This window comes from Lactiplantibacillus paraxiangfangensis, from assembly GCF_036246185.1.
Taxonomy (GTDB): domain Bacteria; phylum Bacillota; class Bacilli; order Lactobacillales; family Lactobacillaceae; genus Lactiplantibacillus; species Lactiplantibacillus paraxiangfangensis.
The window spans coordinates 162163-184822 of the sequence record NZ_BTPW01000001.1; the positions used below are offsets into that span (position 1 = coordinate 162163).

At 46.5% G+C, this 22660-nt stretch carries 17 protein-coding genes; 14 read left to right on the top strand and 3 right to left on the bottom strand.

Annotation, left to right across the window (positions count from 1 at the left end; genetic code table 11):
- Positions 1 to 180 precede the first annotated feature (180 nt).
- The 4 genes from AAA939_RS00730 to AAA939_RS00745 all read left to right on the top strand — a co-directional run bounded on the left by AAA939_RS00730 (position 181) and on the right by AAA939_RS00745 (position 3517).
- A complete protein-coding gene (locus AAA939_RS00730; protein WP_338207549.1) occupies positions 181 to 552 on the top strand; it encodes a cupredoxin domain-containing protein in 372 nt (123 codons plus the stop codon).
- An 11-nt stretch (positions 553 to 563) separates the two neighbouring features.
- Positions 564 to 839, top strand: a complete 276-nt coding sequence (locus AAA939_RS00735; protein WP_420914903.1) for a cupredoxin domain-containing protein — start codon at positions 564 to 566, stop codon at positions 837 to 839.
- A complete protein-coding gene (locus AAA939_RS00740; RefSeq protein WP_338207548.1) occupies positions 836 to 2761 on the top strand; it encodes a copper-translocating P-type ATPase in 1926 nt (641 codons plus the stop codon). The genes AAA939_RS00735 and AAA939_RS00740 overlap by 4 nt, the downstream gene beginning before the upstream one ends.
- A gap of 132 nt (positions 2762 to 2893) precedes the next feature.
- Positions 2894 to 3517, top strand: coding sequence for a GyrI-like domain-containing protein (locus tag AAA939_RS00745; protein WP_338230396.1), 624 nt, complete (start codon positions 2894 to 2896; stop codon positions 3515 to 3517).
- 112 nt (positions 3518 to 3629) lie between these two features.
- Here the strand turns inward: AAA939_RS00745 and AAA939_RS00750 are convergent, their stop codons facing one another.
- On the bottom strand, positions 3630 to 3878 hold the full coding sequence (locus AAA939_RS00750; RefSeq protein WP_057707504.1) for a hypothetical protein: 249 nt from the start codon (positions 3876 to 3878) through the stop codon (positions 3630 to 3632).
- 163 nt (positions 3879 to 4041) lie between these two features.
- Here AAA939_RS00750 and AAA939_RS00755 point away from each other — a divergent pair, with 163 nt between their 5' ends.
- Positions 4042 to 5082: a zinc-dependent alcohol dehydrogenase family protein gene (locus AAA939_RS00755; RefSeq protein ID WP_338230398.1), complete on the top strand. Its 1041-nt coding sequence runs from the start codon at positions 4042 to 4044 to the stop codon at positions 5080 to 5082.
- 651 nt (positions 5083 to 5733) lie between these two features.
- Here AAA939_RS00755 and AAA939_RS00760 read toward each other — a convergent pair.
- Entirely contained in the window at positions 5734 to 6129 is a 396-nt protein-coding gene (locus AAA939_RS00760; RefSeq protein WP_057707506.1) for an aggregation-promoting factor C-terminal-like domain-containing protein, read from the bottom strand.
- A gap of 275 nt (positions 6130 to 6404) precedes the next feature.
- On the opposite strand from AAA939_RS00760, the gene yjeM reads away from it, so the two are divergent.
- From yjeM to AAA939_RS00795, 7 genes are all read left to right on the top strand, one after another.
- Positions 6405 to 7889: a glutamate/gamma-aminobutyrate family transporter YjeM gene (yjeM, locus tag AAA939_RS00765; protein WP_338207545.1), complete on the top strand. Its 1485-nt coding sequence runs from the start codon at positions 6405 to 6407 to the stop codon at positions 7887 to 7889.
- 196 nt (positions 7890 to 8085) lie between these two features.
- A complete protein-coding gene (locus tag AAA939_RS00770) occupies positions 8086 to 10476 on the top strand; it encodes an SEC10/PgrA surface exclusion domain-containing protein (protein WP_338230400.1) in 2391 nt (796 codons plus the stop codon).
- A 269-nt stretch (positions 10477 to 10745) separates the two neighbouring features.
- Entirely contained in the window at positions 10746 to 12470 is a 1725-nt protein-coding gene (locus AAA939_RS00775; RefSeq protein ID WP_338207543.1) for an ABC transporter ATP-binding protein, read from the top strand.
- Positions 12467 to 14248: an ABC transporter ATP-binding protein gene (locus tag AAA939_RS00780; RefSeq protein WP_338230402.1), complete on the top strand. Its 1782-nt coding sequence runs from the start codon at positions 12467 to 12469 to the stop codon at positions 14246 to 14248. The genes AAA939_RS00775 and AAA939_RS00780 overlap by 4 nt, the downstream gene beginning before the upstream one ends.
- A gap of 19 nt (positions 14249 to 14267) precedes the next feature.
- Complete coding sequence (locus tag AAA939_RS00785; RefSeq protein ID WP_338207541.1) at positions 14268 to 15449, top strand: AbrB/MazE/SpoVT family DNA-binding domain-containing protein; 1182 nt, start codon at positions 14268 to 14270, stop codon at positions 15447 to 15449.
- 190 nt (positions 15450 to 15639) lie between these two features.
- The gene (locus tag AAA939_RS00790; protein WP_338207540.1) at positions 15640 to 17226 is read left to right on the top strand and encodes a cation:proton antiporter; all 1587 of its coding nucleotides are present in this window, start codon (positions 15640 to 15642) and stop codon (positions 17224 to 17226) included.
- A 388-nt stretch (positions 17227 to 17614) separates the two neighbouring features.
- The gene (locus tag AAA939_RS00795; RefSeq protein ID WP_338207539.1) at positions 17615 to 19135 is read left to right on the top strand and encodes an endonuclease MutS2; all 1521 of its coding nucleotides are present in this window, start codon (positions 17615 to 17617) and stop codon (positions 19133 to 19135) included.
- Between the two features lie 107 nt (positions 19136 to 19242).
- On the opposite strand, the gene AAA939_RS00800 is transcribed toward AAA939_RS00795, so the two are convergent.
- Complete coding sequence (locus tag AAA939_RS00800) at positions 19243 to 20394, bottom strand: low temperature requirement protein A (RefSeq protein WP_338207538.1); 1152 nt, start codon at positions 20392 to 20394, stop codon at positions 19243 to 19245.
- A 267-nt stretch (positions 20395 to 20661) separates the two neighbouring features.
- On the opposite strand from AAA939_RS00800, the gene AAA939_RS00805 reads away from it, so the two are divergent.
- Positions 20662 to 22161 carry a Y-family DNA polymerase gene (locus AAA939_RS00805; RefSeq protein ID WP_338230417.1) on the top strand — a complete coding sequence of 500 codons (1500 nt, stop codon included), beginning with the start codon at positions 20662 to 20664 and terminating at the stop codon, positions 22159 to 22161.
- Positions 22161 to 22595, top strand: coding sequence for a hypothetical protein (locus tag AAA939_RS00810; RefSeq protein ID WP_338207536.1), 435 nt, complete (start codon positions 22161 to 22163; stop codon positions 22593 to 22595). Before AAA939_RS00805 ends, AAA939_RS00810 begins: the two co-directional genes overlap by 1 nt.
- Positions 22596 to 22660 lie beyond the last annotated feature (65 nt).

Below are 22660 nucleotides of genomic sequence, written 5' to 3' on the forward strand. Positions count from 1 at the left end.
GCAAAGTTATTATGATTGATCACCAGTCCAAACGACTGGTGATTTTTTACATAGAATGGGTAAATTTTATCGTTGACAATTGTAAACGATGGCGGTATGATTACTTCTGTTGATTACAGATGTAAACTTAGCGTTTATAAAAAATGGCATAAGAATTTGAAATAAGAGGAGGAGTTTAAAATGATTAAAATTATCGTTTTGTTAGTTGGGTTAGCCGTAATTGGATTTATTGCTTGGTGGTTCTTCGGTAAACACAAAGTAGCGGAAGTTAGCGCCGAAACGGCTGGTAACCAGCAACAAATTAATATTGAAGTTAGTGGGGGCTATTCACCTGAACACATTGTCTTGAAAAAGGGTGTACCCGCGGTTTTGAACTTTACGCGTAAGGATGCTTCCAGTTGTTTAGATCACGTTGTTTTCAGTGATTTTGGGATTAACCGCGCCCTACCTAAGGATCAGGCGGAAAGTATTGAAATTGACACTAGCAAATCTGGCGAATATCAGTGGGCATGTGGCATGGACATGTTTCACGGCAAGCTAACGATTAAATAACGGAGGTCGTAATGATGCAAACAAAACAACAAGTCAATGTCGTCGTTAACGGTGGTTACGCCCCACAAGTCATTATGCTAAAGCAAGGGGTTCCCGCTGAGTTAACGTTTACCCGAATCAGTGACCAAGGCTGTTTAGACGTGGTGCACTCTGACGCCCTCAATTTTAAAACGGCGTTGCCCCTCCAACAACCCCAGACGGTGAAAATTCCCACTGATCAGGCCGGAATTTTTGAATTTAGCTGTGGAATGGACATGTTCAGTGGGAAGGTTGTGATTAGCGTATGAGTATTACAAAACGTTTTTGGATTGCATTAGTCTTTTCACTGCCGATGTTAGCCAACATGATTTTAATGCCGTTTGGTTGGATGTTGCCCGGTGGTAATTGGACCCAGCTCATTTTAACCACGGTCATCATGGTCGTTTCAGCTGGGCCGTTTGTTCAAAGCGCCTGGGCATCGTTTACGAAACACCACTCAAACATGGATACGCTAGTCGCAATTGGGACGGCAACTGCTTATTTTTACAGCATTTATGCCATGATTGTTGGCCAAGCGGTGTTCTTTGAAAGTGCCGCCTTTGTCACGACCTTCGTGTTATTAGGACAAGTTTTTGAAGAACGGATGCGCAATAACGCGTCGAGTGCCGTTGAAAAACTCGTTAATTTACAAGCTAAGGACGCCGAAGTTTTGCGGGACGGTGAGTATGTTCGTATCCCGTTGGAACAGGTGTCGTTAGGCGACGTTATTCGGGTAAAGCCCGGGCAAAAGATCCCGGTTGACGGGGTGGTTATCGAGGGCAGTTCCAACGTGGATGAGTCGATGGTGACCGGCGAAAGTATGCCGGTTCAAAAAAATGTCGATGACGCCGTGATTGGCGCGACGATTAATAGTAACGGGACCTTCCTGTTCAAAGCCAATAAGGTTGGCGATCAGACCATGTTGTCACAGATTGTCGAATTAGTTAAAAAAGCGCAGAACAGCCACGCGCCAATTCAAAAATTGACGGATAAGGTTTCGGATATTTTTGTCCCAATCGTTTTAATTTTAGCCATCGCGACTTTCCTGACTTGGTACGTCTTCTTGGGTGCGAGTGTGACCAGCGCGTTGATCTTTGCGGTCTCCGTTGTCGTGATTGCTTGCCCATGTGCGCTTGGTTTAGCGACGCCGACCGCTTTGATGGTTGGAACGGGTCGTGGGGCCAAAATGGGGATTTTGATTAAAAACGGTGAAGTTTTGGAAGCCGTTAATGATGTCAAAACGGTCGTTTTTGATAAGACCGGGACGATCACTGTGGGAAAACCACAAGTGACGGACGTAATTGGAGATCAAACCCAAGTTTTAGCGATTGCTGCGAGTTTGGAAGAAGCTTCTGAACACCCGTTAGGCACGGCGATTTTAAACCGGGCCAAGGAATTGTCCATTCAACACCAGCCAGCTGAAGCCTTTCAAGCCGTTGAGGGTAAGGGCGTTCAGGCGCAAGTTGATGGGCATACTGCGGTCGTTGGTAACCATAAGTTATTAGCAAACTTTAAGTTCGATCCAGCGATGGAACAACAAGAAGCCGCGTTACAAGATGCTGCTAAAACAGTCGTTTACGTTGGTCTAGATGACCAAATCATTGGGATGATTGCGATTCAAGACGTGGCGAAGGACACTTCGAAAACGGCGATTGCTGATCTTAAAGCCCGGGGCCTGAAGACCGTTATGTTAACGGGGGATAATCAACGGGTCGCCGACGCGGTTGCTAAGCAGGTCGGCATTGACCAGGTAATTGCGGACGTTTTACCAGGTGATAAAGCGGACCACGTGCAAGCCTTACAGAAGACGGGTAAGGTGGCTTTCGTTGGTGATGGTATCAATGATGCACCGGCGCTGACAGTCGCCGATGTCGGCATCGCGATGGGGTCTGGGACCGACGTGGCGATTGATGCCGGTGGAATTGTGTTAGTTAAAAACGATTTGCGGGATGTCGATAAGGCGTTGGCACTCAGCAAGAAAACCTTCAGCCGCATTAAGCTGAACTTATTCTGGGCGTTCATTTACAACGTGCTTGGCATTCCAGTTGCAGCCGGAGTCTTCTTTGTCCTTGGCGTGTCGCTAAGCCCTGAATTAGCCGGCCTAGCGATGGCGTTTAGCTCGTTATCCGTGGTCACTAGTTCCGTCATGTTAAATAAAGCTAAAATTACAACTCGCACGCGGGTTGCGTAAATAAAGTGGGTATCACGGTGAAGTAGCGGCCGTTGTACCCGCTTTTTTGGTGGTTAAATACGGTGGCTTACCAACCAACATCGTAAGTCATTACGGTATAATTAACGTAATAATTGAGAACGGAGCTGAGGTATGGTGAAGTACGAATGGCGCAAGCAGGAAAAGGCGTTTTATATGGCTAAACAGACGCCGGTCATTTTGGATGTCCCCGCCCAACGGTTTATCAGTTTACACGGGACGGGAAATCCTAACGGCGCGGATTTTAAAACTAAGCTGGAAGCATTGTATCCGGCCGCGTATGGGCTTAAAGCGGCGTACAGAAAAGTTGCCGGTGAATCGGCTGAATTTGAGGATTACGTGGTCTTCCCCTTAGAGGGTGTTTGGTCACTGACGGCTAAGGGTCAGCGGATGGACCATTTGGATAAAAATGAATTTAGTTATGACATTATGATTCGGGTGCCGGACTTTGTTCCGGAAGAACTCATCCAACCGACGATCGCCGCGGTCCGGGATAAAAAACAATTGCCATTAATTGGTGAGATTGCCGTTCAACGCTTTGAAGCGATGCAAGTTGCACAAATCTTGCACGTTGGGGCTTACGATGATGAACCCGGCAGCTTTGCCAAAATGGACGAACTTGTCGCGGCCAAGGGATTGCAACGGATCAGTAAGGTTCATCGGGAAATTTACCTGTCGGATGCACGCCGAGTTGCCCCTGAACGGTTAAAGACCGTGTTGCGGTACCGGGTGGGTTAAGCGGAGCAAACTGTCTTTTTTCACACGTTTCGACCATAATAAAAGACAACTAACTATTCAGAATTAGCGTATATTTCTGAATAGTTAGTTGTCTTTTAGCGTGCGTTCGTTACTAGAATAAATCGTTAATATTGGTCGATTCGTCGGCGTTGAATGTCCAACTGTTGTCACTATTTTTGGCATAGGCCATTTCGGTGACCTTACCGGTTTTCATATCGGTAAAGATGAACTTGATTTCGTCATCATTGCGCGTTGCATAGCGCACACTTAAACCGTTACTAGCGTTATTTTTGATCTGTTCAACGGCCGCGCCGAGCGCTGGACCGCTGGGATACTGACTTGCTAATTCAAACTTTGCCATTATTTTCAACTCCAATTAAGATGATGCTTCATTATAGCATTAGTGAAGTCACGCTAAGGACTGGAATCAAATACGAGATGAATTTTTTGGTGCAAAGCCTTGCCTTGAAGTAACTGTAAGGGACTATAGTAAAGTGGTAAATAAAGTATTGGAGGAATTATTGATGAAAACAGCTGTCTTTGTAGAACCCGGTAAAATGGAAGCTCGTGAGTTACCCAAAGCTGAAATTAAGAAACCCACGGATGCGGTCTTAAAAATTGTCCGGGCCTGTGTTTGTGGCTCAGACTTATGGTGGTATCGTGGAATTTCTAAACGGCAACAGCCATCCGCCGTTGGTCATGAAGCGATTGGGGTGGTTGAAAGTGTCGGTGCGGAAGTCACCAACGTTAAACCTGGCGACTTCGTCATTGCACCGTTTACGCACGGATGCGGGCACTGTGCCGCTTGTTTGGCGGGCTTTGACGGTGACTGTGTCAATAACGACGATGATGAAATCGTTGGCTATCAAGGCCAATATTTACGGTTCACTAACGCTAACTGGGCTTTAGTGAAAGTTCCTGGTCAACCTAGCGACTATAGTGATGATCAATTAAACGATCTATTAACGTTAGCGGACGTGATGGCAACTGGTTATCATGCTGCCACGACGGCGGAAGTCAAAGCCGGTGACACCGTGGTTGTGATGGGTGACGGTGCCGTTGGGTTATGTGGCGTCATTTCTGCAAAGCTGTTAGGGGCTAAGCGGATCATCGCCATGAGCCGTCACGCTGACCGGCAGGCGTTAGCCCGTGAATTCGGCGCAACCGACGTTGTTGCTGAACGTGGCGACGAAGCCGTGAAGAAGGTCTTTGCGATGACGGACGGTGCTGGGGCTGATGCGGTTCTAGAGTGCGTTGGGACTGAACAATCAGTTGATACGGCGGTTAAAGTCGGGCGTCCTGGTGCGGTTGTTGGCCGTGTTGGTGTGCCACAAAAAGCGGAAATGAATACGAATAATTTATTCTGGCGAAACATTGGCCTGCGGGGTGGGATTGCTTCGGTAACGAGTGATGACCGCAAAGTCTTATTGGACGCCGTGTTAAAGGGCACGGTTCACCCAGGTAAGGTGTTCACGAAGCGCTTTGATTTAGACCACGTTCAGCAGGCCTATGAAGCCATGGATAAGCGGGAAGCTATCAAGTCATTGTTAGTCATTAGTGACTAGTTGAAAAATAGATCATTAATAAAAATCTAAAGACTAAAACAAATTAGCTACTTGTAAGCTGTTCCGGTTGACACTGATGACATGCGGTCGTGGGACCGGGGCTAGCCTGAGGAGCGGTCTAGCCCCTCGCCCAGAACACTTGCAAATGACGCAATTGTCCTGGACCGTCCGTGGTCTAAGTCCGGAAAAATCACCGGACTAAAACCACCTTCACGACCGATGCCATCAGTGGCAACCTCCCAGCATCCGATTAAAGTCATATTTATCATAGACAACTTTCAGATATGTTGAGGTTGCTGACAAACTTAACTGGTTTGTTTTAAAACAATCTTAGCGTAGCCGGCAGAACCATCGGGCCGTGTCGGCACTGTTAGCTGGCGTTTTTTTGCCAGGTTACAGTGCGGGGCGACTTGAAAGACTCGTTCTTTGAGGCTTTCAAGCGAGGCGAAAGACCGTCCTTTGTCTGCAGCCGACCCCATGGCCCACTGATTCTGCCGGCGAAGCGCTGAAAATACTAATCTTCTAATGATAAGTAGATGGCAACGATTGAACTAGTTTTAGCACTTTCAATCTTTAGCTTTAGTAAAAATAAAATGAGTGTCACAAAACCAGTTGGTTTTGTGACACTCATTTGTTGTTTTAGAATTAAATTTAATACCAGTGATGTTGTTGCCAGAACTTCTTGGCTTTAGTCCAAGAGCCATAACGGCCAGCGACGTAGCTGTTAGCACGTTTTTCTTGGTTGACTGGTGATAAGTTACCGTGTAAGTAACCAATTAGTAATTGGTAACGACCATAACATCTGCCGTTACGAGCAGTATAGCTGTAGCCGGATTCGCGGTAAGCAATCCATTTTTTAGCAGCACGCTGTTTCTTCGATAAGCGCGCATTGATTTTTTTGATTTGTTTAGCTTGACTCTTTTTTGAAGAAGCTTCTGCCGTAATGGCCGTTTGTGGTACAAAACTAGAAGCAACGTTGGCCACTAATCCGAAAACACAGCCGATTGCGACCAGTAGTAAAATTGATTTTAATTTAAAATTTTTCATGATGTCCGCCCCGTCTATATAAATTAATGACTCAATATCCATAAGAATACACGCATAATGTTGCAGGAGTGTTAACGCGACGTTACTGGCTAATTAAATCAATATTTTGTGAATGAAATAATTGTCGAATTTAATTAAAAACGCTGGTTCACAGTGAAAAATTATATGATTATCATTAAAAATCAATCTGCTTATTTTATGGGTCGACTAACCTTAGAGGTACAAGCTGTTTTAATGGCAGTTTACTAATTTAAAGTGAGTAGTGGGGCGAAAAAATGGCTGAAAAAAATGATGAGAAGATCACCTTAATGGCGTTAGTCATGATGATCTTTACCACGGTTTTTGGGTTTGCGAACGGCACGATTGCCTTTTACTTAATGGGGTATTCGTCCATTCTGTTTTATCTAATTGCCGCGGTTTTGTTCTTTATTCCGTTTGCGTTAATGATGGCGGAATACGGCGCTGCAATTAAGTCGGATAGTAGTGGGATGTACAAGTGGTTGGAGGTCAGTGTGAACGCGCGCTTTGCGTTTGTTGGGACCTTCATGTGGTTTGCTTCTTACATTATCTGGTTAGTTTCAACGTCTGCAAAGGTGTGGATACCGTTCACAACGATCTTCTTCGGGAGTGATCAGACGCAGAAGTTTGCACTGATGGGGTTAAATGCGACCCAAGTTATCGGGATTCTATCCTGTTTATGGATGGTATTAGTGACCTTTGTCTCAATTAAAGGGATGAAGGGCATCGTGCGGATCACGAGTTTAGGCGGAGTCGCCGTCACGAGTTTAACGGCAATCTTATTAGTTGTTTCTGGTATTATTTTAGGTTTAAACCACGGGCACTTTGCCCAGCCGTTACAACACGTGTTGACTTCACCTAACCCGAGTTACCAACACCCAGTGGGTTTGTTAGGGTTTGCGGTGTTTGCCATCTTTGCTTATGGTGGCTTGGAAGTGCTCGGTGGGATGGTCGACAAGACTAAGAATCCTGAAAAGACCTTCCCCCGCGGGATTATTATTTCCGCCATCGTGATTACGATTGGTTATGGCTTAGGAATCTTCTGCTGGGGCATTAGCACGAACTGGCAAGCGGTTTTAGCCAACCCGACGACCAACATGGGGAACATTAGTTACGTGATGATGCGGAATTTAGGTTACGTATTGGGCCAAGCCTTAGGGTTAAGCACAGCAGCGGCTAACACGGTCGGCTTATGGTTCGCCCGTTACACTGGTTTGGGGATGTTCCTCGCTTATACCGGGGCCTTCTTTACGTTGACCTATTCACCATTAAAGACACTGATCCTTGGGACACCAAAGAAATTATGGCCAGCCAAGTTTACGAAGCTGAATAAAAATGGCATGCCAAGCTACGCCATGATAATCCAATGTGCAATCGTCATTGTTATTATTTTGGTTGCGTCGTTTGCGACCGGGGATGCTTCGGCGTTCTATAATATTTTGACTTTGATGGCGAACGTTTCGATGACCTTGCCATACTTGTTCTTGTTGTACGCTTTTCCGAAATTCAAGGAAAATCAGTCGATTGCAAAACCTTTCGAGGTTTACAAATCAATGATGTGGACCAAAATCATCAGCTGGGTCGTGTTCGTAGTCGTCTTGGGCGCCAACGTCTTTACTTTGATTCAACCAATCTTAGAGACGGGCAAAATTGCAAATACGATTTGGATGCTCGTTGGACCAATCTTATTCGGCGTTGCCGGTATGATCTGGTACCAAGTACGCGAACGGCACGTGAACTAAATATTGAATTAAGCGGAGCAAACGGTCTTTTGGCACATGTTTCGCCCATAAGAATAGTGAAAAGCCGTTCAGAAATAGTCAATATTTCTGAGCGACTTTTTTTGTAAAATGACTTCTAGATAAAACTTATGTTGACATTTTTTGACCGTACGATATAACTAAGGTATAAGTCAAAAATCTAGGAGGAGACTTTTTTATGAAAAATGTAACAAAGGTTGTGACGGGGATTGCGGCCGTTGCGGGGGCCCTTTCATTAGGAAACACTAAGGTGGCCCAAGCGGATGCAACGACGCAGGCAAATCAACCAGCGACAAACACGGAAATGAAAACGGATTCCAATACGGCTGAAGCCGTTAAAGCGTCGGGGACAACGGTAAAAGCAGCCGTTAAAACGACAAAGGCTAATATTAAAGATACGATTGCGGACCAGAAAACGGTCGGAAAGTCGTTAGAATGGGCAAAACAAAACGTTGCGGATGCAACGCCTGAAAACATTCAAAAAAATCAGGATTCACAAGCTCAGGTTAGCGCAAAAATCGTTGATGATCAGGCTGCTGAGAAAACGGCTGAAGATGCGCTAGCGAAGGGGAAACAAGCTCAACAACAAGCGCAAGCTGATGCCGATACGGCTGATCAAAACGTTGCCAAACAACAAACGGCCGTTGACCAGGCGCAAAAAAATAGTGATGATAAACAAGCGACGGTTAACGCTGATCAACAAAAGTTGACGGATGAACAGGCAGCCAAGGACGCCGCCGAAAAGCGGACCCAAACCAATGCACAGGACACGGCCGCTGCTCAAACGAAGGTTGACCAGGCAAATGCGGCGGTTACGGCTAAGCAAGCCGAACAAACCACGGCCCAAGCAAACGTGGACGCGGCTAACAAAGCAGCACAGCCAGCCAAGGATGCACTGACTGCGGCACAAAAAGCCCAGCAAAGTGCGCAAGCTGCGGTTGATGCGACTGAAGCTAAAATCAACGCTGCAACGGCGACGACTGCTGAGAAGAACACCATTACGTTGGCACCGGGAATCAACAATGCGTTGTTTGACACTTATGACCAGGCAAGTGATGCTAATAAAGCTGCTGTAACAGCGTCAACTCAGGCCGTCCTAGGAAAAACGAGCGCAATTGCTTCTAATAAGTATCAATCTAATGCTGCGGACGCAGCCGTAACGGTTCCTAATTTGGATAACCTGACCGGGGCGCAACAACAAGAACTGACCCTCTTCGCTGCTAACTTGATCAACCAGTTACGGACACAGATGGGTAACCTTAAAGTGGCGGTCACTGCGGATTCGTTGAAATTTGCCAATGCCGTTGCGAAGCGCTACGTGGCGGATCAGTGGTCATGGAAGGGTCATGACGTTGCCGGAATTGAAGCAGTGGCTGCAACGTTTGGTTTGGATAACACGGGCAATTACTACGAAAACTTAAGTAACGGTTATCTAGCCGATGCAACGACCATGGATGACCTTAAACAAGGAATTTATAATACCATCTTAGGGATGGTTGCGGATGATGAGGATTCAGGTTTCGGTCATGCGGATGCTTTAACGGGCCATAATGGTGGTATGGATATTAACGACCAACAATACATGGGGATTGCCGTTGACTCAATGGGTCAAGTGCATATTCTAATGGTTAAAGATAGTCCAGCGTACGTTACAACCCCTGGTAAATTCAACATGACGGATACCATTAATTTGACGCCTAGCACGACGACGGATGCCGATATTACCGCGTTAAACGCCCAGTTAGCAACTCAAAAGGCGACTTTAGCCGCTGCAAAACAGGACGTGGCTGCAAAGCAAGGGCCTGCTACGCAAGCACAAGCTAAGCAAACTGATGCTCAAAAGGCATTGGACCAAGTTAACGCGGACTTAACGAAGCTAAACACTCAGTTAACGGCGGCACAAAACCAATTGACGCAACTTAAGCAGCAGAAGGTAGCGGATGCCGCGACGTTGAAGAATGCACCGGCAGAAATTGCGGCGTTGCAAGCTAAATTGGCTGATGATATTCAGGCTCTGAAGGACGCGCAACCCGCATTAGTTGACGCCCAAGCAAGTTTGAAAGATAGCCAAGCCGTGTCTGCTCAAAAACACGCGACGTTAGACGCTACTAAGGCAAACGTGGCGCAACTCACGGATGCGTTAACCGCAGCGCAAGCAACGACCAAAAATGACACTGCAATTTTAGAGTTGTTGTCATTGCAAGCAAATAACTATGACAATGCTGACCAGATCTTAGCAGCTGTTCAAGCCATCTATGATCAAGTCGGTGTTAACTTGGCTACGTTGCAAGCTTATTTGACTGAATTGCAAGCTGCTGACGGGGATAGCGTTCGCGTCAGTCAGGCGGCTAATGGTCAAACAACAATGCAGTTAGCACACCAAGCTAACCGGGTAAACGTGACCTTACCAGCTGTAAAAGCGACTGGCTCACAGGATGATCATCTGGGTAGTAAAGCGACGCTACCTCAAACCGACGAGCAGAGTGCGGCACCAATCAGCTTGTTGGGAGTTGCGCTCTTAGGTTTAGTTGGGCTAGGTTATGCAGGATTACGGCGGAAGTTTCAATAAAGCTAATTAATTAAAAAAAATCGTTCACAAGCAGTTGTTTTCCTAAGCTACCTTGTGATGGGACGGCCTTCAGAAAGGAACCAAATTTCTGAAGACCGTCCCTTTTTGAATGGTCAGTAATGGGGATGATAAGTTTTAAAAGTAATCCTGATTTTATTTATGCGTATTAGTTCAGTGATATTAATTGTTAAAAACCGTTATATATTGATTGTGGAACCCGTTAATTTCGGGTACGCTTAGGGAAGATGAGTTTGAGGGAGGAATGGAGAATGAAAGTGTTGATGCCATACTTTAAACGGTATCACGTAGACGTCTGGGTAGCGATGCTATCCGTGATTGTCTTAGTTTTTGCCACCTTATGGCAACCGCGATTACTGCAGGTGGTGATGGAAGCCATTATTAAGGATGACCAGCAGACGGTCTTTCGCGAAGGGTTGATGCTACTCGGCTTAGCCGTACTTGGGATCGCCGGTGGGATTGTCAATACGGTCTATTCCGCGAAGGTTGCCCTAGGTGTGGCCACGGATTTGCGTGCCGACCTGTACGCTAAAATTCAGTCATTTGCGTACGCGGACGTTGAAAAGTTTTCAGCGTCTAACTTAGTTGTTCGGATGACGAATGATATTAATCAAGTCCAACAAATTGTGATGGCGGGTTTTCAACAGATTACCCGGATTCCATTGCTATTTATTGGGGCGTTGATTCTTGCCGTGGTAACGATGCCCGAACAGTGGTGGGTCATCATCGTGATGATGGCCGTTATTTTACTGGCATCATGGATCGCCGTTAAACGAATGACCAAGTATTTTGCCGAAACCCAACAAGATATTGAAAACGTCAACACGGTTGCGCGGGAAAACTTAATGGGGATTCGCGTGGTTAAATCGTTCGTTCAAGAACCAAACGAAATTAAAAAATTCTCGACGGCGTCGGATCAACTGACTGCCGTGACAGCTAAAATCGGTTACTGGTTCTCAATTTTAATGCCAATTTTCTTCTTAACGGCGAACTTAGCCGTTGGGATGGCGGTCTACTTGGTTGGGCAAAACATTACGACCCATCCTAGTTATTTAGCCGCAATTACGAGTTTTATTTCTTACTTAATGCAAATCTTATACGCCGTTATTAACGGGGGCTTTTTGATGACCTTTGCGTCACGGGCCTTCATTTCAATCGGCCGGATTGATGAAGTGTTAGAAACGCAGCCAAGTATGACGTACGTGGCGGATGATAACGAAAAACCATTAGCGGGTGATATCACCTTTGAACACGTCACGTTTACGTATCCGGGTGACGACCAACCCACGCTAAAGGACGTTAGTTTTAACATTGCGGCTGGGTCCATGCTCGGCATCGTCGGGGCGACAGGTTCAGGTAAAACGACGCTGGCACAGCTGATTGCGCGCTTGTATGATCCGGATAGCGGTCACATTAAGATCGGTGGCGTAGATGTCCGGCAGATTCCAGAAAAGGCGTTACGTGCCACCGTTGCGTACGTGCTCCAACGGTCGACCCTCTTTTCGGGAACGATTTCTGACAACTTAAGGCAAGTACGACCGGACGCAGAAGTTAGTCACATGCGCTGGGCCGCAAACGTTGCGCAGGCGTCCGAGTTTATCGAACGTTTGCCACAAAATTACGACGCGCCGGTTGAAGAACGGTCACAGAATTTTTCCGGCGGTCAGAAACAACGGCTAGCGATTACCCGGGGTGTGATTGCCAATCCAGAAATTTTGATTTTAGATGACGCGACGTCCGCGCTGGATGCGCGCTCTGAAAAACTGGTTCAAGAAGCCTTGGACCGTGACTTGAAGTCCACGACAACCGTGGTCATTGCTGAAAAGATTGCGTCAATCATTCAAGCGGACCAAATCTTAGTCTTAGATGATGGTCAAATCAGTGGGAGTGGGACCCACCGCGAACTACTGAAAAATAATGCGATTTATCAAGCTATTTATCAAACGCAAAAGGCACGTGAGGAGGGGATTCAATGAACGACTTACGGAATGCCGGCAAGTATTACTGGCACTATTTAAAGAAATATTGGCGGGGCTTTATCTTAAGCACGTTATTGATTGCCTTCTCAACGTGGTGCATTGTGATTGCGCCGACTTATTTAGGGCGTGCCGTTGAAGAACTGACCACTTATTTAGGTCAGTGGACAAATACGGCGACGCGGGCGCATGCAAGTTTAGGGACGTTTAACCATACGTTAGTGATTTATATTTTGCTATACATTGGCGACGCCGCGTCCATTTTTATCTCAAGTTTGATTCTAGCCCGAGTGACGGCCCATTCGACGGGGACGATGCGTGTGGGTCTGTTTCGTAAGATGCAACGGATGAAGGTTCAATACTTCGATACGCACAGCGATGGCGATATTTTAGCGCGGTTTACGTCGGATTTAGATAACATTTTTAACGCGATGAACCAGGCTTTACTGGAAGTATTGCTGGCCGTTGCACAGTTTGTCGGACTTTTAATCGTGATGTTCAACCAAAACGTGACGATGGCGTGGGTGACCATGGCCTCAACGCCGGTCGCATTAATTATTGCGGCATTAGTCATGCGGAAGGCTGGAACCGCGGTCAACCAACAACAAGACGACATTGGCCGTTTGAACGGATACATTAATGAACAGATTACCGGCCAAAAAGTGTTAATCACCAACGGCTTGCAGCACGATTCGTTACGTGGCTTTACGAACTATAACGCGAAGGTTAAAGAATCAGCGCTGACTGGGCAAATTTGGTCAGGAATTTTGAACCCGTTGATGCAAGGCATGTCACTACTAAATACCGCCATTGTGATCTTCTTCGGCTCATGGTTAGCGTTAAACGGTAGTATGTCCAAAGGGGCGGCTTTAGCGTTAGTCGTTGTGTTCGTCAACTACGCACAACAGTACTATCAACCAATCATGTCGTTAACGAGTCTTTATAGCATGATTCAATTAGCCATCACTGGCGCACGCCGGGTCGACGAAGTTCGTAACCAACCGGATGAAGTTAATCCAGTTGACGGTGGCCAACCAGATGGGATTCAAGACGAATTGAAAATTGATGACGTGCACTTTAGCTATAATCCAGGTAAAGAAATTTTGCACGGGGTCACGATCAATGTCCACCGGGGTGAAATGGTTGCATTAGTTGGGCCGACTGGTTCCGGTAAGACGACCGTGATGAACTTGCTGAACCGCTTCTACGACGTGGACAGTGGAAAAATCACCTTCGATGGCACGGATATTCGAACGTTTGATTTGAATAGCTTACGGCAAAACGTGGGAATCGTGTTACAAGAACCCCAGCTATTCACCGGAACGATTGCGGATAACATTCGCTACGGTGAACCAACGGCCAGCATGGAACGGGTCATTGATGCCGCTAAGCAAGCCAATATTCATGATTTTATTGAATGTTTACCGGATAAGTACGACACGCAAGTTTCCGATGAACAGAGTGTCTTTTCAGCCGGTCAGAAGCAACTGATGTCCATTGCGCGGACGATTTTAACGAATCCCCGTTTGTTGATTTTGGATGAAGCCACTTCTAACGTGGATACGGTGACGGAAGCCAAGATTCAAGCAGCTATGGATAACGTGATCCAAGGGCGGACGAGTTTTGTCATTGCGCACCGGTTGAAGACGATTCTGAATGCTGATAAAATTGTCGTCTTGAAGGACGGTTCAATTATTGAGCAGGGGAATCATGACGCGTTGCTCAAAGAAAACGGCTTTTATGCAGAACTATATCGGAACCAAATGGTATTTGAGTAATTAAGTAAGGGGTAGGTTAATGGCAGGGCAGGAAAAAAAGGTCAGGGTAACGATTCCCGTTTCCATGTTGGAGCGCGCGGGACTGAATCCGGATGACCAGTTACAAGTGAAAGTTCGCAACGATACGTTGGTGTTGGATAAAGCGAATCAAGCACAACCCGAGCGATTATGGTACTTCATTATTTGGCCATTGATCATCGCGATTGTTTCAAGTCTTGTTAGTTACGGCTACTGGGTTTATCGCGGCTTGAGACCAATTGGATTAACCGGTTCGGAATCGGTCGCTAGTTTAACGATTGTGACCGGGGTGGTTACCGGCGCAATGCTCTTCATTGGCTTTTTCTTAAAAACGCGCAATGATCCGGATAATCGGTTCTCCCGCCAGATTTATTGGCGGAGCTTTCCCGTGATTACCGTGGCGTTTGTCATGATCTTGGCCTTTGCCTTGGTGGGCGCTTTTTGGGTGCTGGGGTTGTTATTTCCAAAAGTGGTCTTCGACCGTTTAACGGCCTTGCTACTCGTAGCCGTGTTTACCTACTTTGCCAATGCGTTTATGATTGGGGCCGCGTTGACTATCAACGCCCGGACACTTTCGACGATCTTAACGGTCGTCATTGTGAGTGGTTGCGTAATTTCCATGGCGGCTAACGGTCAGCGGCGCTGGTGGCAACATAACCTGAGTTTTTTAGGAACTGAGAGTGCCCGGAACGCTTGGCAATTCAATCTGACGTTGATTTTTTCGGCGCTCCTGATGGTCGTGTTGATCGACTACTTGTTTGTTTCGTTGAGCCGAATTTATCCGCGCAATTGGCGCACATCGACGTTGCGGGTGTTACTAACGTTAACGGCGATTGACTTTGGCGCGGTCGGCATGTTTCCCAACAACACCGATTTACACTTGCTGCACGATGCGGTGGCTGGCGGTTTGGTCACACTACTCGTCCTACTGATTGTCGGTGTTCGGTGGCTATTGCCCGGTGTAACCAAGGACTTCCTGTGGATCTCGTACGGGATTGGGGTTGGGTTGTTGATCTTGAACTTTGGTTTTCGCTGGTTCCGGTTCCCATCGTTAACGGCGTTTGAAATTCAGGCGTTTGCCATTTCATTTGGCTGGCTGTTGTTGCTATTTGGTCAGTTACAAGACCTCGTGAATGAGGGGAGCACACCGCTAGCGGTGGAGCTTGAACAAGATATTGACTAAGTCAGTATCAAAAATATTAGCGCTGCAAGACGAGATCGTAGTTTTGCAGCGCTAATTTGTGCATAAATAGACCTGGTTTTAATCAACTTTTTTGATATGAGGTTATAACTATGCGTTTTTAGTCATCAAATGTTATAAATATAAGGGAATGAATTTTAACTGAACGAAAAAACGTTAGGGGGTGACGCGGATGCACACAATGCTTTCGACGTTTATCTTATTAATTGTGGCCACAATGAGCGTGTTCTTGTCACGAGTCTTTACTAAAATTTCGGTGAATTATATCAGCATGGTAATGGGAGCCTTGCTCTGCTTAATCCCATTTTTAGGTAGCCACGTTGGGAACTTTAGCTCGGAAATCTTCATTGGTCTAATTGTTGCGCCGCTATTATTTTTTGAAGGCCAGGCCACGCGTTTGAACGCGGTCGGCAAGGAGTTTCGTTACATTATTGGGATGGCCGTTTTCTTGGTTATCCTGTGCATGATTTTGGCGGGATTCGGTGTCTGGGCCACGGCTGGGGTTGGTTTACCGCTGGCATTCATTTTGGCTGCAATCAGTACGCCGACCGACGCGACGGCCATGGAATCAGTTAGCAGTGGGCGCAAAATGCCAGTCAGTGAAACGTTGCATCTAAAAATGGAATCTTTGTTCAACGACGCTTCCGGAATTGTTTTATTGAACATGGCCGTTTTATGGTACGTTAACGGCTATATTAATTACAGTCAGACTATCGTTGAATTCTTGATTTCCGCAGTCGGTGGGGCACTATTTGGATTTGCCGCTGCCTGGGTGATGGTCCTTTTTCGTCAAATCTTATTGCGGTCTTCGTATAATTCGTTGAACGCGTCGATTTTGCTCTACATCGTCACACCGTTTGTCCTGTATTATTTGGCCGAAGCGATTCACGTTTCGGGAATCATCGCGGTAGTTTGTGCCGGACTAGTCCATAACGCTGAAATGGCGCGGAGTCGGCTGATCAATGCGCAACAAGTCCACTTTGGGTTGGACCTGATCTCCATGATTACCGAAATTTTTAATAGTATGGTTTTCGTTATTTTGGGGTTCATGTTTGTCCAGATTATCAGGGATGAAGGGGCACTATTTAGTTCGCTGAACTGGCTGTTGATTGGTGTAGTCCTGTACGTAGCCAACGTCGTCGTACGGGTTGGGTATGGTCGACTGCGCTTGAAATTTAGTTGGCGGTCAGCGTGGATTTATGGACTTGGTGGTGTCCACGGTGCGGTCACTTTGGCTTTGGCCTATACGCTGATTGATACAAAAGTTAGCAGTGGGGACTTTAACCTCGTCTTGATGGCTGAAAGTGTCTTAATTATTTTGAGTATGCTAGTGCCAACAATCGTTTTCCGCTTCCTGTTAAAACCAGATGTTACTGATAATCAGGCGAATGTTGAAATCGATAAGATTCGGGTTAACATGGTCCACCAAGCAATTGAGGCCGTTCAAAAGATGTATTTACCGGAAAACGTCAAAAAATCAGTTATTTTTGATTTAATGACGCAAAAGCAACGCACCCGGACCCGTGATTTTGCCCGGGCGTGGTTGGATGTGGTCCGGCGACCGGAATTCACCGGGGCCGAAAAAGAATTGGAAATGCGGGCGTTCATGAACGCACTGGAGCAGGAACGACAATACCTAGATATGATTTCGCAACAAGAGGTCAAGTATCAAAGTTACGTGTTTAAATTATATAATGAAACGTTGTTGGCCGAGTCACTAGTGATTGGGCCGTCAATCTATGATTCTGATAACGATTAAGATGGATTAGTGCCTAAGACCAAACGTAAAAGCTGGTTAGAAATATTTGTTATTTCTGAACGGCTTTTTACTATTACTATGGTCGAAACGTGGGTCAAAAGGACAGTTTGCTCCGCTTAACCCGGAATCAGTGACCATTCCAAGCCCGGGAATAATCCCTGATTCCACGTTAATGCTCACAAACTAACCGTCTTTTGCCCCACTCTTTAGAATCAGTTGCATCGGTTGAACGCAAATGTTAGACTACCAACGTTATGCGATTTTTAAAGGGGTGAATTTAATGAGTGCGGAAATGCTGTCCGGTAATGTCACTCGCGTCATTTACGCGGTATTCGGCTAGACAATCGACAGTTAGAATGTGTTGTCTTGCCTTTAAGGAAAAAAACACATGAATGATACAATTAAACAGACGTTACAACTTGATCAGATCTTAGAAACGGTCGCCAACTTAACTCACAGTCAACTCGCCACGGACCAGCTTCGTCAAAGCACAGTCTTAACTGATTTTGACGAGGTACAAGCGCAATTAAAATTGACGCATGAGGCCCACCAGCTTTTGGCTGAAGATGTTCAGTTTACCTTTTTTGATCTGGATCAATTAACGGTCGTTAAGACCAAACTTGCACAGGGACGCTTGCTCAATACGGCGCAGTTGCAGACGATATTAGCAGTGCTCACGAGTTGGTCGCGGATTAAAACGGTTTTAGAATTACGTGCCCAAACGGCGCCACATCTGGCTGATTTAGCTGGAGACGTGACACCGCTGAGTGGCTTGAAGCGCCGGTTGGAGCAAACGTTGGACCGTCACGGCATTCGGGATACAGCAACACCGGAACTGGCCCAGTTACGGCAAACAAAACGCAAACAGACGACTAAGGTCCAAGCAGCCGTGGCGCAATTTATTCAGAAGCACCCGGCACAATTGCAGAGTCGCCAAGTGATTCAACGTGACCAACATTACGGGGTGCAGCTAAAGGCGACGTATAAACACCAGTTTCCTGGAACGGTGATTGGGCAGTCCGCAACGGGTTCGACGGTCTACTTTGAACCCGGAAACGTGGCTCAGAGTGGTCGCGAACTTGCGACGACCATCGCGGCGGAAGAAGCGGAAGTTTATCAAATTATTGCAACCTTGACGGGTGATGTTGATGAGCATTTGGACGACTTACAGGCGCAAGTCCAAGCGTTCAGCCAACTCGATCAGATTTTTGCCAAGGGCCGTTACGGGTTGGAAACGAAGGCCATCATGCCAGCCTTAAACCAGCAGCAGGTCGTCACCATCAAGGATGGTCGCCACCCGTTACTCGGAACGAAGGCGGTGCCGCTGAACGTCAGCTTGGATCAGGCGCAAAGCTTGATGATTACGGGTGCTAACTCGGGTGGTAAAACGGTGGTTCTTAAAACGATTGCGCTGTTCTCACTGATGATCAAAGTCGGGTTAGAAGTCCCAGCTGCAACGGGGACCAATTTGGCCGTCTTTGACCAGATTCTCATTGATATCGGTGATCAACAAAACTTAGCCAATCAATTGAGTACTTTTTCTGGTGAGATGACGACCCTCGTTGGGATTACGACGGATTTACGGCCAAATGCACTGGTCTTGATGGATGAAATCGGTAGTGGCACTGACCCTGAAGAAGGGGCGGCGCTAGGAATTGCTATTATCGACGATCTGATCCAGCGGGGCGCCAAGCTGATCGTAACAACGCATTACAGTGAAATTAAGCAGTATGCGGTCCGCGAACCGGCATTTGTTACGGGCGCCATGGCGTTTAACCGTGAAACGCTACGGCCGGAATACCGACTCCTGTTGAACCAAGTCGGCGAAAGTGAAGCCATGTGGCTAGCCGCACGCTTAGGCTTAGCACCGCGAATTGTTGCGGCGGCCCGAGCAAGATTAGAAAAATAAAATTGTTATTTGACGTACGTTTTCAATCATAATAATCGGAAAATCCTCATTCAGAAATATCGACTATTTCTGAATGGGGATTTTATTTTAATTCAAAATGGACTTCTTTAGTTTTGGTCAATCCAATTGTAGCCACCGATGCCCAACAGAAGTACGTCAACAACGAACAGACCAATGAAGGTGGGTGTTAGGAGCATCAATAAAATCCCGACAATCCCAATTAAGATTGAAACCGTATTTAACTTCGCCAGCGGGGCAACGTTGAATAACTTTGGCTTAGTCAGCGCTAGTAAGGCTAACAAGGCTAGTGCGGTGACGATTAATAAGCCGTGGTAATACGCCGTTTGACCGGTACCCAGTGTTTGCGAGATGAAGAATGACTGTAACGTCAGGCAAGCAATTAGGAAGCGGTGAATACCGCGGAATAAGGAGACTGGCCAATAGCGTTTAGCTTCGATGGTCCGTTCATCCATTAAGGTGAAATAGATCAGCCAAGTACCAATGACACATAAAAGGGCGAGCACAAAATGGGTATAATCGGCCAATTGCGTGTGTTCCTCAGTCATGTGCTCAATGATGCCGGCTAAGGATTCACCCAAAACAATCATGGTGAAGAGCCCGTAGCGTTCTAGAATCGCTGGGTTAACGTTGAACGGAATGTGGCGCCGATTAAATTCGGCGTCGAAATTGCCGCTTTCAAGCATGACCGTACTGATGAAAATTAAGAGGCTGAGGATAATTAAGCCTTGTTGCCAAGCCTGACTAGGTGCCCAAATGCTACCGATGAATAGCAACTCACCAATGACATAACTGATTAAAAATGGCCGCGTGGTTGTGGCGTGCAGGGGATCGTTGATCATCGTCTGCAAATAGAGATACATGTAAATTAACTGATTAAACGAATAGGCTAAGATAAAGCCCGTATAATGGCCGGCAAAAACGTCGGTGGTAAAGGTTGCGGTGACGGCAATTGCCACCACTTGTAACAGTGAAAAACAGATATTTCGGAGATTGGGGACGCCGTGTAAATCGAAATAGAGTACCATGTTAGTCCATGTATTAAAGAAAAATAGGAACAGGACCCAGAAAGTGAAGAAGCCAAATAAGTTAAAATGTTCGGTTAAATTCTCCACGAAACTGTGAATAATGACAACGTAAACTAAATCTGAAAATAATTCTAGCCAAGAAATTTTGCGGTTGGCAATCGTATGGGTGATCGTGCGTGGTGCACCCCACCAGGAACTTTGATGATCTGACAAAAAGGCACCTCCAAATGATTTAAGGTTATTTTAGTTTTCATAGAATCTATATGATTAATATTATATAAGACATAAAGATTAGATGTTTATATTATTATTGGTCGGCCGGGTGGTGGTTGTCAATAAGTTAAGCTTGAACGGGATGGCTATTTTTTTAGTTTATTGAAGAGATGACACTGGCATTGAAAACGACGTTCTAGTATAATTACCTCAAAGGGGAACAAGCGTTCTGAAAGGGTGATTGAATTGGCGACGAATCGAATTTATATGGCCATCGACTTAAAATCGTTTTATGCATCGTATGAATGCGTTGCGTATCATTTAGATCCGTTGAACGCTAACTTAGTGGTGGCGGACACTTCGCGAACGGATAAGACGATTTGTTTGGCGGTTTCGCCAGCCCTCAAAACGTTTGGTGTGCCGGGACGGCCACGGTTATTTGAGGTCGAACAGAAGGTGCGCCAGTTAAATCGTGAGCGGGCAAAACAGTCATCCTACCAACACGTCATGCGGTATAAGTCGATTTACCGGCAGAAATTACTAAAGGTGCCGGGACTAGGTATTGATTACCGAATCGTTCCGCCGCGGATGCATGAGTACATTAAAAAGAGTGCGGAAATTTACGGCATCTATTTACGGTTTATTAAACCAGAAAATATTCACGTTTATTCCATTGATGAGGTACTCATGGACGTGACGGAATACGTCCAGCAACACCATGTTTCAGCACACGCATTAGCTAAAATGATGATCCATGAAGTTCAATCGTCAACGGGAATCACGGCCACGGCCGGGATTGGCACCAACTTATACCTAGCTAAAGTAGCGATGGATATCGTGGCCAAGAAAATTCCAGCCGATAAAGATGGTGTGCGTATCGCGCAAATGAATGAGATGCAATACCGCAAATTTTTGTGGAGCCACCGACCACTGACTGATTTTTGGCGGGTGGGCCGGGGCTACGCAAAACGGTTAGAAAAATTAGGCTTGATGACAATGGGAGACGTCGCACGGTGTTCTTTAGGGACACTTTCGGATACGATGAATGAAGAAGTCTTATATCGTGAGTTCGGTAAAAACGCGGAGTTGTTGATCGACCATGCCTGGGGTTATGAGTCGGCAACCTTGGCAGACATCAAGCATTACCATGCAAGTGAACACGGTATCTATGCGGGTCAAGTTTTGATGAAGCCGTATCCTTATGAAGAGGGTCGCCAAGTCTTGCGTGGGATGGTTGATTCGGTGGCGTTGGATTTGGTCAAAAAACGGGTCGTAACCGATCAAATTGGGTTGCGGATTGATTACGATGTTCAAAGTTTGCAAGAAGCGCGGTATCAGGGTGCGGTGACGACCGACTTTTATGGTCGCGAAGTACCAAAGCCAGTCCACGTCAATGTGCATCTGAAAGTGGCCACCTCGTCGCCAAGGGAATTGCAAGCTGCTTATCGCGCGCTGTATCGCCAAGCCGTGGGACGACAGTTACTTATTCGTCGGGTGACGGTCGTGGCGAACCACTTAGTCGATGAGCGGCAGGCGGCCCAGGTGCCACATTATGAGCAGACGAGTTTGTTTGAAAACTTGCAGCAAACGGTCCATCGCGACCGGCAGGCACAACGTCGGCGGGAACGGGACCGCAAGTTACAAGAGACCATCTTGCAATTGCAAAAAACATCGGGTAATAAAAACGTTGTCCTACGGTTAGCGGATTTAACGGCGGGGGCGACGACAATTGAACGGAATGCACAGATTGGAGGGCACCGGGCGTAATGAGTGAACCAAAAGCAAAAATTGAAGCGGGACTGTTTAATGATACGTCCATGTATCAAGACATTATGACCCGACCACACCCCGATTCCAAGGCACACTTGCGAATGAATCGGGGGGACCGGGCGGCCCAGTTTGCGCCATTTGGGGCTTTAACGGGATATCAAGAATTGATTGATGAAAAAGCACAACTATACGCTCACAAGCAGTATCCGGATGCCACACAGGTTACCGCAATCGCTAACGAGCTACGGCAGCTGCAACGGCAATCACGGCCAGTGGTGACCTTAAATTACTTTAATGATGACGCGGGCTTTTATCAATCGACAACCGCTACGCTACTGCAAGTTGATTGGAACCAGGGCGTCGTGCGGTTACAAGACCACGACGTCATTGCAATCGCCAATGTTCGGCGCATCGAAGATGTCACTCATTGAATACAAAAAAGACTCAGAAATGAAATTTCTGAGTCTTTTATTATGTGTTAGGTTAGAATTTCCTG

Coding starts and splice junctions, on each gene's coding strand:
- AAA939_RS00735 (WP_420914903.1), top strand. CDS start 564: ATGATGCAAACAAAACAACAAGTCAATGTCGTCGTTAACGGTGGTTAC.
- AAA939_RS00775 (WP_338207543.1), top strand. CDS start 10,746: ATGAAAGTGTTGATGCCATACTTTAAACGGTATCACGTAGACGTCTGG.
- AAA939_RS00780 (WP_338230402.1), top strand. CDS start 12,467: ATGAACGACTTACGGAATGCCGGCAAGTATTACTGGCACTATTTAAAG.
- AAA939_RS00790 (WP_338207540.1), top strand. CDS start 15,640: ATGCACACAATGCTTTCGACGTTTATCTTATTAATTGTGGCCACAATG.
- AAA939_RS00785 (WP_338207541.1), top strand. CDS start 14,268: ATGGCAGGGCAGGAAAAAAAGGTCAGGGTAACGATTCCCGTTTCCATG.
- AAA939_RS00810 (WP_338207536.1), top strand. CDS start 22,161: ATGAGTGAACCAAAAGCAAAAATTGAAGCGGGACTGTTTAATGATACG.
- AAA939_RS00770 (WP_338230400.1), top strand. CDS start 8,086: ATGAAAAATGTAACAAAGGTTGTGACGGGGATTGCGGCCGTTGCGGGG.
- AAA939_RS00730 (WP_338207549.1), top strand. CDS start 181: ATGATTAAAATTATCGTTTTGTTAGTTGGGTTAGCCGTAATTGGATTT.
- AAA939_RS00740 (WP_338207548.1), top strand. CDS start 836: ATGAGTATTACAAAACGTTTTTGGATTGCATTAGTCTTTTCACTGCCG.
- AAA939_RS00795 (WP_338207539.1), top strand. CDS start 17,615: ATGAATGATACAATTAAACAGACGTTACAACTTGATCAGATCTTAGAA.
- AAA939_RS00755 (WP_338230398.1), top strand. CDS start 4,042: ATGAAAACAGCTGTCTTTGTAGAACCCGGTAAAATGGAAGCTCGTGAG.
- AAA939_RS00805 (WP_338230417.1), top strand. CDS start 20,662: ATGGCCATCGACTTAAAATCGTTTTATGCATCGTATGAATGCGTTGCG.
- AAA939_RS00745 (WP_338230396.1), top strand. CDS start 2,894: ATGGTGAAGTACGAATGGCGCAAGCAGGAAAAGGCGTTTTATATGGCT.
- AAA939_RS00750 (WP_057707504.1), bottom strand. CDS start 3,878: ATGGCAAAGTTTGAATTAGCAAGTCAGTATCCCAGCGGTCCAGCGCTC.
- AAA939_RS00760 (WP_057707506.1), bottom strand. CDS start 6,129: ATGAAAAATTTTAAATTAAAATCAATTTTACTACTGGTCGCAATCGGC.
- yjeM (WP_338207545.1), top strand. CDS start 6,405: ATGGCTGAAAAAAATGATGAGAAGATCACCTTAATGGCGTTAGTCATG.